This is a genomic window from Variovorax sp. 10L421 (genome assembly GCF_056395365.1).
Genome location: NZ_JBFTJJ010000012.1, coordinates 56,853 through 71,665, shown reverse-complemented (window position 1 = coordinate 71,665; position 14,813 = coordinate 56,853). Strand labels below are relative to the sequence as shown.

9 protein-coding genes are annotated in these 14,813 nt (G+C 68.1%); 6 read left to right on the top strand and 3 right to left on the bottom strand.

All coding sequences use genetic code 11. The features are described 5' to 3' along the window. Window positions 1-55 precede the first annotated feature (55 nt). From AC1DFC_RS17040 to AC1DFC_RS17015, 6 genes are all read left to right on the top strand, one after another. A complete protein-coding gene (locus tag AC1DFC_RS17040) occupies window positions 56-1,678 on the top strand; it encodes an ABC transporter substrate-binding protein (RefSeq protein WP_007828495.1) in 1,623 nt (540 codons plus the stop codon). Between the two features lie 22 nt (window positions 1,679-1,700). Then, window positions 1,701-2,657, top strand: a complete 957-nt coding sequence (locus tag AC1DFC_RS17035) for an ABC transporter permease (protein ID WP_478179638.1) — start codon at window positions 1,701-1,703, stop codon at window positions 2,655-2,657. Between the two features lie 10 nt (window positions 2,658-2,667). Then, window positions 2,668-3,576 carry an ABC transporter permease gene (locus AC1DFC_RS17030; RefSeq protein WP_413312390.1) on the top strand — a complete coding sequence of 303 codons (909 nt, stop codon included), beginning with the start codon at window positions 2,668-2,670 and terminating at the stop codon, window positions 3,574-3,576. Between the two features lie 117 nt (window positions 3,577-3,693). Next, window positions 3,694-5,319 (top strand): ABC transporter ATP-binding protein, encoded by a 1,626-nt coding sequence (locus AC1DFC_RS17025; protein WP_478179637.1) that lies wholly within the window; start codon window positions 3,694-3,696, stop codon window positions 5,317-5,319. Between the two features lie 11 nt (window positions 5,320-5,330). Further along, on the top strand, window positions 5,331-6,419 hold the full coding sequence (locus AC1DFC_RS17020) for a tartrate dehydrogenase (protein ID WP_042672651.1): 1,089 nt from the start codon (window positions 5,331-5,333) through the stop codon (window positions 6,417-6,419). A gap of 23 nt (window positions 6,420-6,442) precedes the next feature. Further along, complete coding sequence (locus AC1DFC_RS17015) at window positions 6,443-7,933, top strand: NAD-dependent succinate-semialdehyde dehydrogenase (RefSeq protein WP_478179636.1); 1,491 nt, start codon at window positions 6,443-6,445, stop codon at window positions 7,931-7,933. Window positions 7,934-7,943: 10 nt separating this feature from the next. Here AC1DFC_RS17015 and AC1DFC_RS17010 read toward each other — a convergent pair whose 3' ends face one another. The 3 genes from AC1DFC_RS17010 to AC1DFC_RS17000 all read right to left on the bottom strand — a co-directional run bounded on the left by AC1DFC_RS17010 (window position 7,944) and on the right by AC1DFC_RS17000 (window position 14,631). After that, on the bottom strand, window positions 7,944-10,190 hold the full coding sequence (locus AC1DFC_RS17010; RefSeq protein ID WP_478179635.1) for a LamG-like jellyroll fold domain-containing protein: 2,247 nt from the start codon (window positions 10,188-10,190) through the stop codon (window positions 7,944-7,946). Between the two features lie 231 nt (window positions 10,191-10,421). Beyond that, on the bottom strand, window positions 10,422-11,240 hold the full coding sequence (locus AC1DFC_RS17005) for a glycine-rich domain-containing protein (protein WP_413312383.1): 819 nt from the start codon (window positions 11,238-11,240) through the stop codon (window positions 10,422-10,424). A 70-nt stretch (window positions 11,241-11,310) separates the two neighbouring features. Continuing rightward, entirely contained in the window at window positions 11,311-14,631 is a 3,321-nt protein-coding gene (locus AC1DFC_RS17000) for a bifunctional diguanylate cyclase/phosphodiesterase (protein WP_478179671.1), read from the bottom strand. Window positions 14,632-14,813: the final 182 nt, after the last annotated feature.

Genomic DNA, 14,813 nt, shown 5'->3' with positions numbered 1-14,813 from the left:
GTCCCGCAACACGCGTTCGTTTTTTTCCAACCCACGGCCCCAGGAGCACTTCATCATGAGCGACAGCAGCAACAAGAGTTTCGACAGACTCGTCGGCCCCGGCGAAAGCCTGCGCATGATGGAGTCGCTCAAGCGCGGCGCCACGCGGCGCGACATCCTTTCGATGCTGATGGCCGGCGGCATGCAGGCCACGCTGGCCGGCGGCATCGCGGGCGCGGCGATGTCCGCCCATGCGCAGACGCCCAGGAAGGGCGGCCGCCTCCGGGTGGCCGGCGCCACCGCCGCGGCGACCGACACGCTCGATCCGGCCAAGCAGTCGAACCAGACCGACTACTCGCGCTGCAACATGGTCTACAACGGCCTCACCTCGCTCGACGGCAGCCTCGCGCCGCAGCCCGCGCTGGCCGAATCGTTCACCACCAAGGACGCGAAGACCTGGGTGTTCACGCTGCGCAAGGGCGTGAACTTCCACGACGGCAAGGCGCTCGCGCCCGCCGACGTCGTGTTCTCGGTCATGCGCCACAAGGACCCCGCCACCGCCTCCAAGGCCAAGGTGCTCGCCGACCAGATCGAGAGCGTCAAGGCCAGCGGCCCGAACGAGGTGACGATGGTGCTCAGCGCGCCGAACGCCGACCTGCCGGTGATCCTGGGCACCTTCCACTTCCAGATCGTCAAGGAGGGCACCACCGACTTCAACGCAGGCATCGGCACCGGCCCGTACAAGCTCAAGGAATTCAAGCCCGGCGTGCGCTCGCTGATGGTGCGCAACGACGCCTACTGGAAACCCGGCAAGCCCTACCTCGACGAGATCGAGTTCGTGGGCATCGGCGACGAGAGCGCGCGCGTCAACGCGCTGCTGTCCGGCGGCATGGACCTCGTGGGCTCGGTCAATCCGCGCTCGGTGGAGCGCGTGAAGGGCACGCCCGGGTTCGGCATCTTCCTCACCCAGTCGGGCCAGTACTCCGACCTCATCATGCGCAAGGACACGGGCCCCGGCGCCAACCCCGACTTCGTGCTCGCGATGAAGTACATGTTCGACCGTGCGCAGATGAAGAAGACGATCGCGCTCGACTACGCCGTGCTCGGCAACGACCAGCCGATCGATCCGACCAACCGCTTCTACTTCGCGGGCCTGCCGCAGCGCCCGTTCGACCTCGACAAGGCCAAGTTCCATCTGCAGAAGTCCGGCGTCACCGGCAAGGTGCCGATGGTGGCTTCGCCGGCAGCGCTCTACTCGGTGGAGATGGCGCTGATGCTGCAGCAGACCGCGCAGCGCGCGGGCCTGGAGATCGACATCAAGCGCATGCCGGCCGACGGCTACTGGTCGAACCACTGGCTCAACAGCCCGGTGGGCTTCGGCAACGTCAACCCGCGCCCGAGCGCCGACGTGCTGCTGACGCAGTTCTTCCAGTCGGGTGCGGCCTGGAACGAGTCGCGCTGGAAGAACGAGAAGTTCGACCAGCTGCTGCTGGCCTCGCGCGCCGAGACCGACCTGGCCAAGCGCAAGCAGATGTACGCCGACATGCAGACCATGATCCACCAGGACGCCGGCATCGGCATCCCGCTGTTCCTTGCGAGCATCGACGGCCATAGCTCCAAGCTCAAGGGGCTGTCGCCGATTCCGCTGGGCGGGCTGATGGGCTACAACTTCGCCGAGAACGTGTGGCTGGAAGCCTGATCCGCGCGCCGGAACATTCTTCATGAACCATGTGATCCTCAAGCTCCTCGTCCAGCGCATCGCGCTGGCGCTGCTGTCGCTCCTGGCGGTGTCGGTGATCGTGTTCTCGATCACCGCCGTGCTGCCGGGCGATGCAGCCCAGGAGCAGCTCGGCCAGGAAGCCACGCCCGAGGCGCTGGCCGCGCTGCGCACGCAGATGGGGCTGGACGTGCCGGCGCCGCGGCGCTATGCGCAATGGCTGCTCGGCATGGCCAGGGGCGACCTCGGCCGCTCGGCCACCACGCAGATGCCGGTGTCGGAGCTGGTGGCAAGCCGCCTTCCCAACTCGCTGCTGCTCGCGGCCGTGACGGCCCTGTTCTCGGTTCCGATCGCGCTGGCGCTGGGCATCGCCTCGGCCGTGTGGCGCGGCTCCTGGTTCGACCGCGCGGCTTCCACGTCGGCGGTGGCGGTGGTGTCGGTGCCGGAGTTCCTGGTCGCGACGCTCGCGGTGCTGGTGTTCGCGGTCAAGCTGCACTGGCTGCCGGCGCTCTCTTTCGTCAACGAGATCGAGTCGGTCGGACAGTTGCTGCGCGCCTTCGCGATGCCGGTGCTGGTGCTGTGCTGCGTGATCGTCGCGCAGATGATGCGCATGACGCGCGCCGCGGTGATCGACCAGCTCGAGGCGCCCTACATCGAGATGGTGCGGCTCAAGGGCGCCTCGCCGATGCGCATGGTGCTGGCGCATGCGCTGCCCAACGCGGTCGGCCCGATCGCGAATGCGGTGGCGCTGAGCCTGTCGTACCTGCTGGGCGGCGTGATCATCGTCGAGACGATCTTCAACTATCCCGGCATCGCCAAGCTGATGGTCGACGGCGTCTCGCAGCGCGACATGCCGCTGGTGCAGACCTGCGCCATGATCTTCTGCGCCGGCTACCTGATCCTCGTGACGGCAGCCGACATCTGCGGCATCGTCGCCAACCCCCGACTGCGCCACCGCTGAGGCGAGCCCCATGGAAACATCCACCTCCTCATCGGCCCTGGGCGCCACGGCCACCGCCGTCGCAGCGCCGAGCGAGCAACGCGGGCGGCATCCGCTGCGCTGGCTTCGCGGCTTCGGCGTCTCCGGCCTGCTGGGCCTCGCGGTGCTGCTGTTCTGGCTGCTCGCGGCCGCGCTCGGGCCCTGGCTGCTGTCGCACTCCTCGGGCACCATGGGCGGCAACAGCGTCTTCGCGCCCATGAGCGCGGCGCACTGGCTGGGCACCGACTACCTCGGGCGCGACATGCTGGCGCTGATCGTCGAAGGCGCACGCTATACGGTCGGCGTCGCGCTGCTCGCCACGCTGCTGGCCAGCGGCACCGGCACCACGCTGGCGCTGCTGGCCGCGGCCAGCGGACGCTGGACCGACACGCTGCTCAGCCGCTGCCTCGACACGCTGACCGCGATACCGAGCAAGATGTTCGCGCTCATCATGGTGGCGGGCTTCGGCTCCTCGGTGCCGATGCTGGTCGTGACGGCGGCCATCATCTACGTGCCGGGCGCCTATCGCATCGCACGCTCGCTGGCCGTCAACATCAACGCGCTCGACTACGTGACCGTGGCGCGCACGCGCGGCGAGGGCACGCTCTACATCATGCTGCGCGAGATCCTGCCCAACATCCTCGGGCCGATGCTGGCCGACCTCGGCCTGCGCTTCGTCTACACCGTGCTGCTGCTGGCGAGCCTGAGCTTCCTCGGCCTCGGCATCCAGCCGCCGGCGGCCGACTGGGGCTCGCTGGTGCGCGAGAACATCGGCGCACTGGCCATGGGCGGCGCCTCGGTGATCGTGCCGGCGCTGGCCATCGCGAGCCTGACCATCTCGGTCAACCTCGTCATCGACAACCTGCCGGGCCGCGCCGCCCGCGAACGAGGAGCAAGATGAAGCTCACCCCCAGGCTTGCCCACTTCGTGTGGCCTCCCACCCCCTCTCCGGGGGCAACACCAGCGGCCCGGCAAAGCCGGTTCCGCGGTGTTCCCGGCGCAAACGGGAGCCACTGACATGGGCGCAACACTGATCGTCAACGACTTGAGCATCGCGGCCGGCGCGAGCACGCTGGTCGACAACCTGAGCTTCTCCGTGCAGCCCGGCGAGGTGCTGGCGCTGATCGGCGAATCGGGCTCCGGCAAGACCACCACGGCGCTCGCGCTGATGGGCTTTACGCGCCAAGGCTGCCGCATCTCGGCAGGCAGCGTGCGCATCGGCGGCACCGACGTGCTGGCGCTCGATGCACCCCGGCAGCGCGCGCTGCGCGGACGAACGGTCACCTACATCGCGCAGAGCGCGGCGGCCTCCTTCAATCCCTCGCGCACGATCATGGACCAGGTGGTCGAGCCGTGCCGCATCCATGGCCTGTGCACGCGCGCCGAGGCCGAGGCGAAGGCGATCCAGCTGTTCCGCGAGCTCGCGCTGCCCGAGCCGGAGACCATCGGCACGCGCTACCCGCACCAGGTGTCGGGCGGCCAGCTGCAGCGGCTGATGGCGGCCATGGCGCTGATCGCCGACCCCGATCTCGTGATCCTCGACGAGCCGACCACCGCGCTCGACGTGACGACGCAGATCGAGGTGCTGCGCGCCTTCCGCCGTGTGGTGCGCGAGCGCCGCGCGACCGCGGTGTACGTGAGCCACGACCTCGCGGTGGTGGCACAGATGGCCGACCACATCCTGGTGCTGCGCAACGGCCGGATGCAGGAGGTGAATGCCACCGAGCAGATTCTCGCGACGCCGGCCCATGAGTACACGAAGTGCCTGCTGGCCGCCGCCCGCCCGGCGCCGCGCGAATCCGGCGCGACCCCGGGCGGCGCCGAGCTGCTGCTCGAGGTGCGCGAGCTTTCCGCCGGCTATGGCCCTGTCGACGCACAGGGACGGCCGGCCAAGATGATCCTGGAGAACATCGATCTCAAGCTCTACCGGGGCCAGGCCATCGGCGTGATCGGCGAGTCGGGCTCGGGCAAGACCACGCTGGCGCGCGCCGTCGCCGGCCTGCTCAAGCCGTGCCACGGCAGCGTGCTGTTCAACGGCCGCGCACTCAAGCCAACGCTGGCACAGCGCGAGCGGGAAGAGCTGCGCCAGATCCAGATCGTGTTCCAGATGGCCGACACGGCGCTGAACCCGTCGCAGACCATCGAGCGCATCCTGGCGCGGCCGCTGCAGTTCTACAAGGGCCTGCGCGGCGAGCCGCTGCAGCGGCGCATCCGCGAGCTGCTCGACCTGGTGCAGCTGCCGCAGACCGTGGCCGGGCGCCTGCCGGGCGGCCTCTCGGGCGGGCAGAAGCAGCGCGTGAACCTCGCTCGCGCGCTGGCGGCCGACCCGGACCTGATCCTGTGCGACGAAGTCACGTCGGCGCTGGACACCGTGGTCGGCGCGGCGGTGCTCGACCTGATCGCGCAGCTGCGGCGAGAACTCGGCGTGTCGTATCTCTTCATCAGCCACGACCTGCACACCGTGCGCGCCGTGTGCGACGAGATCGTTGTCATGCAGCACGGCCGCAAGCTCGCGCAGGTGGTGCGCGCCGACTATGACCGCGGCCCGCACCACCCCTACTACGAGCTGCTGGCGCGCTCGGTACCCGAGCTGCGCCGCGGCTGGCTCGACGAGATGGACCGCGCGGCCGTCCACGCTTCATGAGAAAGACCGATATGACACCCACCTTCCGCATCGCGCTGATCGCCGGCGACGGCATCGGCAAGGAAGTGATGCCCGAGGGCCTGCGCGTGGTGCAGGCCGCCGCGGAACGCTTCGGCTTCGAGCTCGACTGCCGCACCGTCGACTGGGCCAGCTGCGACTACTACGCGCAGCACGGCCAGATGATGCCGGACGACTGGAAGGAACAGCTCAAGGGCGTCGACGCGCTGTACTTCGGCGCCGTCGGCTGGCCCGCCACCGTGCCCGACCACGTGTCGCTCTGGGGTTCGCTGCTGAAGTTCCGCCGCGAGTTCGACCAGTACATCAACCTGCGCCCGGTGCGCCTGTTCGAGGGCGTGCCCTGCCCGCTCGCCGGCCGCAAGCCCGGCGACATCGACTACCTCGTGGTGCGCGAGAACACCGAGGGCGAATACACCTCGCTCGGCGGCGTGATGTACGAGGGCACCGAGCGCGAGATCGTGATCCAGGAGTCGGTCTTCTCGCGCCATGGCGCCGACCGCGTGCTGCGCTACGCCTACGAGACCGCGCGGGCACGAAAGCGCAAGCACCTGACGGTGGCCACAAAGAGCAACGGCATCGCGATCAGCATGCCGTGGTGGGACCGGCGCGCCGACGCCGTCGGGCTCGACTACCCCGAGGTGACGGTCGACAAGCAGCACATCGACATCCTGTCGGCGCGCTTCGTGCTGCAGCCCACGCGCTTCGACGTGGTGGTGGCGAGCAACCTGTTCGGCGACATCCTGTCCGACCTCGGGCCCGCGACCACCGGCACCATCGGCCTCGCGCCATCGGCCAACCTCAACCCGGAGCGCAAGTTCCCGTCGCTGTTCGAGCCGGTGCACGGCTCGGCGCCCGACATCCATGGCCAGAACATCGCCAACCCCATCGCGATGATCTGGTCCGGCGCGCTGATGCTGGACTTCCTCACGCAGGGCCAGGGCGCGGGCCGCGCCGCGCACGACGCGATCCTGGGCGCGATCGAGGCGGTGCTGCGCGAGGGGCCGCGCACGCCCGACCTCGGCGGCTCGGCCAGCACCACCGAGGTGGGCATCGCGATCGCCGAACGCGTAACCGCATCCTGAATGAAGAGAAAGACCCTCCGACCATGACACTCGAACCCGAATACAGGAACCTGATGCCCGGACGCCAGCTCATCGGCGGCGAATGGCGCGAAGCGAGCGATTCGCGCCGCCTCGACGTCAGCGATCCCGCCACCGACGCCGTCTTCGCGAGCGTGCCCGACGGCACGGCCGCCGATGCGCGCACCGCCGTCGATGCCGCGCACGCCGCCTTTCCCGCATGGCGCGCGGTGCCGGCCAAACAGCGCGCGCAGATCCTCAAGCGCTGGAACGACCTCGTGATCGCGTACCAGGAAGACCTGGGCCACCTCATCTCGCGCGAGCAGGGCAAGCCGCTGGCCGAGGGCCGCGGCGAAGTCGCCTATGCGGCCAGCTACATCGAATGGTTCGCCGAGGAGGCCACGCGTGCCAACGGCGACATCATCCCGGCGTCCGTGCCGGGCCGGCGCATGTTCGCGCTGAAGGAACCCGTGGGTGTGATCGCGGCGATCACGCCATGGAACTTTCCGGCGGCCATGATCGCGCGCAAGATCGCACCGGCCCTCGCAGCGGGCTGCACGGTGGTGTGCAAGCCGGCGGAAGACACACCGCTGACCTCGCTCGCGCTGGTGGCGCTGGCCGAAGAAGCCGGCGTGCCGCCGGGCGTGCTCAACATCGTGACGGCCTCGCGCGAGCGCACGCCCGAGGTGGTCGATGCCTGGCTCGACGATGCGCGCGTGCGCAAGGTCACGTTCACCGGCTCGACGCCGGTCGGCAAGCACCTCGCAAGGCGTTCGGCCGATACGCTCAAGAAGCTGTCGCTGGAACTCGGCGGCAATGCGCCCTTCATCGTGTTCGACGACGCCGACGTCGATGCCGCCGTGGAGGGCCTGATGGCCGCCAAGTTCCGCAACGGCGGCCAGACCTGCGTGAGCCCGAACCGGGTGTTCGTGCAGGCCCGTGTGCACGACGCGTTCGTCGACAAGCTGGCTGCGCGGGTCGGCGCGCTCGAGGTCGGCCCCGCCACCGAGCCCGGCTCGCAGATCGGCCCGATGATCAACGCGCGCGCCGTGGAGAAGATCGAGCGGCACGTGCGCGACGCCGTGGCCAGGGGCGCGCGCATCGTGGTCGGCGGCGAGCGGCTGCGCTCCGCGCGCTGCGACGGCCCCAACTACTACGCGCCTACCGTGCTGGTGAGCGCCGATGCGACGATGGCCTGCAGCTGCGAGGAAACCTTCGGACCCGTGGTGCCGGTCACGCGCTTCGAGAGCGAGGCCGAGGTGATCGCCGCCGCCAACGACACGCCCTTCGGGCTCGCGGCGTACTTCTACTCGCGCGACGTGCGGCGTATCTGGCGCGTGGCCGACGCGCTGGAGTCGGGCATCGTCGGCATCAACGAAGGCGCGCTGGCGGCCGAAGCGGCGCCCTTCGGCGGTGTGAAGGAATCGGGCTACGGCCGCGAAGGCTCGGTGCATGGCCTGGACGACTACATGCACACCAAGTACGTCTGCCAGGGCCAGCTGGCGGGGCTGGTCTAGAAGAAGCCCGCTACGCGGCAGCCAGCGCCGCCACCTCCGCGCTGCCCAGCGCGCCGCCGTAGATCCGGAAGTCGTCGATGCGGCCCTTCAGGTACGGGTCGCTGGAATATTGCGAGCGGCCCAGCCAGTTCTGCGTGGTGGCGCCCAGGTCGATGGGCGCAAAGCCCATCTGCGTGTTGGAGCCGGCCTCCACGCCGTCCACGTAGAGGGTCCCGAGCGCGCCGGACACGGTCACCGCGACGTGCACCCACCGCCCGGTGGGGAGCGCCGCCGAACCGTCGATCACCTGCTCGTTGTAGCCATGGACCGTGGAGATCGCGAAACGCGGCGTGCCGCTGTTGCTGCGGGTCGTCAGCATCATGTAGCGGCGCGTGCTCGAGCCGAAGTCGAAGACCCGCGACCAGGTCGCCAGGCTGTCGATGTACAGCCAGGCGCTGATGCTGAAGTCGGCGAGGCCCTTCGCCACGCCCGCCGGCAGCGCGACATGGCCGCCCGTGCCCGTGAGGCCGACGGCGTTGCCCCGGCGTCCGGCGGTCCAGGCCGCGCCGCCCTGCAGCTCGCTGGCGGCGAACCGCCCGGTGGCGTCGGCGGCCTGGGTGCCGGTCGATTCGTCGAACTTGAGCTGCAGCAGCAGTTCGGCCTCGAGTGCTGCCCTTTCCTCGTTGGAGGCGGCACTCTCGCCCGAAGCGCCCACGGCGACGACCACGTAGTACCAGACACCGCCGGCCGCGACGCCGCTGTCGGTGAAAGTCAGCGTGTCGGTGATGCCCGAGGCGATGGCGGTGTAGGGCCCTCCCGAGGTGCTCGCGCGCTTGACGGTGTAGCTCTGCGCGTCGGGGCAGCCCCACCACGACAGCACCACCTGCGTGGCACGCACCCGCGCCGTGAGCCCGCTCGGCATGCCCTGCGCCGCGAGCGGATCGCGCGTGAAGGTCAGCGTGCCGAAACCCAGCTGGTCGCCGTTGCCGCCGTCCGACTCGGGCCGCATCTGCAGGGCCTGCAGCGCGGTGTAGGGCGCGGCGACGCCGAGGCGGTTCGCATAGTGGTTGTAGACGCTTTCCCAGATGCCGCGCCGGTGCCCCTGGCCCGCCGTCGACAGCACCGACTGCGTGCCCTGCCTGTTGATGTTGGTGAGGAAAGGCACTGTGTAGAAATTGCCGGCGCCGTCGGTCAGGTTGGACTTGGCGACGTACTCGGCGCCCGCGAGGAAGCGGTTGTTCTCGTAGCCGTACGTGTCGTCGCCCTGGTTCCACGCCATTTCGTGGAACGCGCCCGCCAGGCCGATGCCCAGCGTGCAATGGCCCTGGTCGCGGCCGCTTTCCTGCCATTGGCCGAGGTAGCCCGGATGCACCTGGTAGACCGCCTGCAGGCCCGCACCGTTGCCCTGGCCCGTCTTGTAGTAGCCCATGGCCTCGTCGTAGATGTCCTGCCGGTCGCACAGCACGCCGATGGCCAGCATCGAAGCCAGCGTGCACTGATCCCAGTTGGCCCAGTAGTTGGTGATCTCGGAGCCGTTATGGTTGATCAGGAAGCTGTGGTTGAGCGGATAGAACACGGTGAGCATCATGTTCTGGAAGCGCGCGAAGTCGCTCGCGGCCCAGCCCTCGTAGGTGCGCATGATCTCGGCCGCGTTGGCGAACTGGTAGCCGTAGATGCCTGCCGCCAGGAAGCGGTCGGCGTTGCCGGTGAGCGTGGTCAGCGTGGACGACCATTCATTCAGGAAGACCACCGCCAGGTCGGCGTAGCGCTTGTCCTGCGAGACCTTCCAGCGCAGCGCCAGCTGATAGGCGCGCGCGATGTCGATGTACATCTGCGCGAAGTTCTGGCCGTCTCCGCCGCGGATCACCGTTGCCAGCGGGCGGGGCGTGGCGCCCAGCTGCGAGCGGCCGTTGGAAGTCAGCGCGTTCCAGCCGCCGAGCCAGGGTTGCGCCTGGGCCCCGACCTTCTGGCGCATGCGTTCGAAGTCGGCCTCGGTGTGCAGCAGGCCGGGGTGGACGAACTTGCGCGCCTGCGGCGAGGGCACCGGGTCGGTCGCCCCTGGGACGACCGCGTCGGTGTCGGCAACCACCGCATCGCCCGAAGCGGCCGCCGCCTGTTGCGGCACGGCGCCCGAAGCACCGGCGAGCCACCCCGCGCCACCGCCTCCACCCCCACCTCCGCAGGCCGTCGTTCCCAGCGCGAGGGCGCTTGCCGCGCCGAGAAAGAAAACACGGCGGTCCAGGGAGACACGGCTCCCGTCATCCAACGAATGCGTCATTGCCGAATACATTGTAAAAAAATGATTCAGCAACATGCATGCCACTCGCTGGCTCCGGGCGAACTGGCGTTGCCGGTAACACCGATGGATACATGGGCGCCGCTGCATCGGCGATGCGCGCATTCCGGATGACATTCGTTGTCACGCGAGGCCTCCGGCGAAGCCAGGAATGTCAGCGAGCCGGGATGCGGCGCCAGCACCGCCTTCGCGGTGGCGCCGCTATTCCTTCATTTATTCGCGCAGATTCGAACCCGCACGCGAAGCTGCCGACTCATACACACCGGCCTTCACCGAAGCTCCTGCCGCGGCGCCCGCCTCGAGCGAACACCATGCGGCCGAAGGCTTGCCCGCCTCGAGCGAACACCACGCGGCTGAAGGTTTACCCGCCTCGAGCGAACACCACGCGGCTGAAGGCTTGCCCGCTTCGAGCGAGCACCACGCGGCTGAAGGCTTGCCCGCCTCGAGCGAGCACCACGCGGCTGAAGGCTTGCCCGCCTCGAGCGAGCACCATGCGGCCGAAGGCTTGCCCGCCTCGAGCGAGCACCATGCGGCCGAAGGCTTGCCCGCCTCGAGCGAGCACCATGCGGCTGAAGGCTTGCCCGCTTCGAGCGAGCACCATGCGGCTGAATCCTTGCCCGGCTCGCGATGGGGCATCGGCTCGCCGAACTCCTCGGCAGACAAGCGCTGCATTTCCAGGAAGGCCTCCTGCAGCGCCTTGGCGTCATCCTCGCCGCGCAGGCCAAGGTACGGGAAGTGGTGCAGGAAATGGCCGAAGGTGGCTTCGCAATCGGCTGCGTACTTTCTCGTGTCGAGGATGTGCATGTGCCAGAAGCGGTCGACGTCCTGCTCAGGAGCAAGCGTCAGGTCGGGGTGCTTGGCGTGCAGTATCAGGTAGCGTTTGTAGGCCACCTCCATCTGGTCCGCGTAGCCGGCCGACCAGCCGTAGCCGTCCTCTTTGCGGCTGGCCTTGAACTTGATCAGCGTGAGGTCGAGGGCCTGGATGGCGGCGATCGTCTGCTCGAGCGTCTTGCCTTGGGTGGAATCGATCATGAATGCTCCTGTGAAGTTGCGAGTAGGTCCGAGCAACGTGCCCGGTGACGATTGCCCGAAGGTCCGGCCGTCAGGCCGCTACCGACGGAGCAAACTGGTTGCGCAGGTGACGCGCCATGAAATTGCGTGCCTCGTCGGCGGGCACGGGCTTGCACAGCCAATAGCCCTGGACCTCGTCGCATCCGCGGATGCGCAGGTAGTCGAGTTGTGCTTCGGTTTCCACGCCCTCGGCCACCACCTTCATTCGCAGCCCGTGGGCCAGGGTGATGATGCCGTCGATGAGCGCCCGTGCATCGGCGTCCTGCGAGAGATCGTTGATGAAGGAACGGTCGATCTTGACGGTCGACAGCGGGAAAAGCTTCAAATAGGAGAGCGAGGAATAGCCCGTTCCGAAATCGTCGATGGCGAGGCCGACGCCCATGTCTCGAATCGTCCGGAGCAAATTGGCCGCATATTCGGGGTTCTCCATCACCGCACCTTCGGTAATTTCCAGCTCGAGCAGCGCCGGCTCCAGGCCCGAGGCTTCCAGGATGCCCCGTATGTCGGCGACGAGCGTCTGGCTTTCGAACTGGCGCGGCGACAGGTTGACGCTCATCAACACGTCCGGCAGACCGTAATTCCGCCACGCGCGCGCATCGGCGCAGGCCCTCTCCAGCGCCCACCGGCCCATGGACACGATCAAGCCGATCTCTTCGGCGATCGGAATGAACTGCACGGGCGGGATCATGCCCAGAACCGGATGGTGCCAGCGCATCAGCGCCTCGACACCGACGATGCGCCGGGTCTGCAGATTCATCTTCGGCTGATAGTGCATCTCCAGTTCGCCTCGTTCCACGGCATGGCGCAGTGCGCTCTCCAGGATCAGCCGCTCGGTACTCTGTGCATTCATCTTCGCCGCGTAGAACCGGAAGGTGTTGCGGCCTCTTTCCTTGGCCCGGTACATCGCGGTGTCGGCGTTCTTCAGCAACGCTTCGACGTCGCCGCCGTTGTCCGGGTAGATGCTCACGCCGACGCTGGCGCTGACGTGCAGTTCGCGCCCCTCGATGACGAAAGGCTCGGCGCAGCAGGCCAGCACCTTTTCGGCGAGTACCGCGGCATCGTTCGCGCTGGACAGGTTCTCCAGGAGCAGCACGAACTCGTCGCCGCCGAAACGCGCCACCACGTCGTCCTCGCGCAGCAGCGCCGTGAGGCGCTCGCCGCAGGTCTTGATCATCTCGTCGCCCACGCCATGGCCGAGCGTGTCGTTGATGTGCTTGAAGCGATCCAGGTCGACGAACATCACCGCGAACTGCTTCTGATGGCGGTTGCTGCGCTTGATGGCGCGATCAAGCTCGTGTTGCAGCGCGGCGCGGTTGAACAACCCGGTGAGTTCGTCGTGGCTGGCCATGAAACGAAGATTTCGCTCGGCCAGCTTGCGTTGCTCGTACTGGGCAATCTGCAGGGCGATCACACGCAGCGACTCCAGCGTCTCGGCGTCGTCCACGTACGGATTGCGGGCAAAAAGCTCCAGCGCGGTGGTCACACCGGTGGTGACCATCGGCACAACGAGGCCGCCAGCCAGTCCGGCCTGCCCCGCCATCGCATCGCGCACAAAGTCGCCCGGGGCTGCCCGGGTGTCGATTTGCACGACGCCACCGGTCCCCCAGGCGCGGCCCAGCGAGCCTTCGCCAGGCCGGTATTCGAGCGAGCGGCTGTCGCTGACGAATTGCCGCACGGCCGGGCCGCTGTCGGCATGCCAGGCGGCGGCGCAGCGAACCAGGCCGTCGTCGCCGACGCGCCACAACATGCCGCAGTCCCAGCGCAACTCGGTGCATACCGCCTCCAGCGCCTGCGTGATCACCGTCTCTGCCGCGCCATCGCCGGCAAGCAGCCGGGCGATCTCGTACTCGAGCTTCTGGCGCAACGCATCCTTGCGGCGCCGCGTGGCATCGCGCACGGTGCCGCGCACCAGCGTCTTTCCGTCTTCCTCGGCCGACTGCGCAATGACGTGCAGCCAGCGTTCGGTGCCATCGGGCAGGCACAGGCGGTGCTCGAATTCGCTGCGTTCCATGGACCGGGAGGCCTGCGCGATCTGTCGTTCGACCTCGGAGCGTTCCGAGTCCGGAACTCGCGAGAGCAGCGCCGGCAGGTCTGGCAGCAAGAGGTCGGTCTCGAAACCGAGGATGCGCCGGGCTTCCTCGGAGCATTGCAGGGCTCCGGTTTCGGGATCGAGGATCCAGCTGCCCAGGCTCGCCAGGTGCTGGGCATCCTCCAACTGTCGTTCGCTGGTGCGCAGGTGGCTGGTCATCTCGGTCGCCAGGACCTGGGCCCGGCTGCGTGAAGTGGTCAGCGAAAAGACGATGCCGGCAATCAGCATGCTGGTGGCCAGGCCGCCGAGGACGATGAACCAGGGGATGGCCTTGTCGAGCGGACCGAAGACCTGGCGCTCGTCCTGGCCGACCTCGACCAGCCAGGAGTGGCCGCCCAACTCGAAGCCGAGCACACGCTCGAGGCTGCGCGCCGGTGCGACGGCCGACTTCGCCAAGGCCGCGCTGTCGAACAGCAGTTGCCGCTCGCCGAAGGGGGTCGGCTTCACGAACCTGGTCTCGACGCGCGTGCCGACCGCCCCCTGGCCCGGGCCGGCATCGATCAGGCGCAGCCGGAGCGTCCTCGCGGCATCGTCGCCCACCATGTCGCGCAGCATGCCTGCGATGCTGAAGCCCGCGCCGACCGAACCCATATAGGCGCTGCGCCGCTGCTCGAGCGTATCGAGCGGCTGCCCCGTGCGATAGACCGGCAGCCGCATCGCCAATCCGATGTCGGACTCGCGACCCGGGATGCGCACCTTGCGCCCGGAGGAGACGAGCCCGCCGGTGTCACGCCCCTGCTCGAGCGCGTCCCCCCTGTCGGGCATCGCGCCCAGGTCGTTGCCGAGCAGCTTCTCGTTGCCGGCCTGCGGTTCGATGTAGATCAGCGGGTAGTAGGTGTCACGCTCGCCGGGCGGCTTGATGGCGAAGCGGGAGGCAACGCTGGCGTCGAGACTGGCATCGCCACGGACCCGTGCCTCGAAGAACTGCTTGTCGCCCGCCGCAACGCGGGGCGCATAGGTGACGGCCTGGAAACCGGGGTACGCGGTCGCAAGGTTCAGCCCCGCGACGTAGTCCCTGAAATCGCTTCGCGTCACGGCCTCGGAGGTGTTGAATCGCGCACGCAGGCCGATGAGGACGGCAATGTAGTCGTCGAAGCGAGCCTCGACCTTGCGTGCCAGATCGAACGCGGTTGCGTCGAAGCGCACCTGGGCGCTGCGCCCGATCTCCTGGCGCGCCGAAATGCTGAGGGCGATCGATAGCGCCGCGCCGAGGATGAAAATTACCAGCGGCAGGCGAATCCTGGCCCAGACGGACAAAGACATGGGTTTGATCCTGTCGCTTGTACGAGCCGGGTAGCTCCGTGGACAACAGTGTGGCACGGTAGAGAACGCAACGGTTGCATTTTGGAACAATATACGGGGGATGTAAGGGCGTTACAAATGATTTTTGCCTAATTTTGAAAATCAAAGTATTAGCTCTGCCCAGTCATCTCCCCAATTGCAAA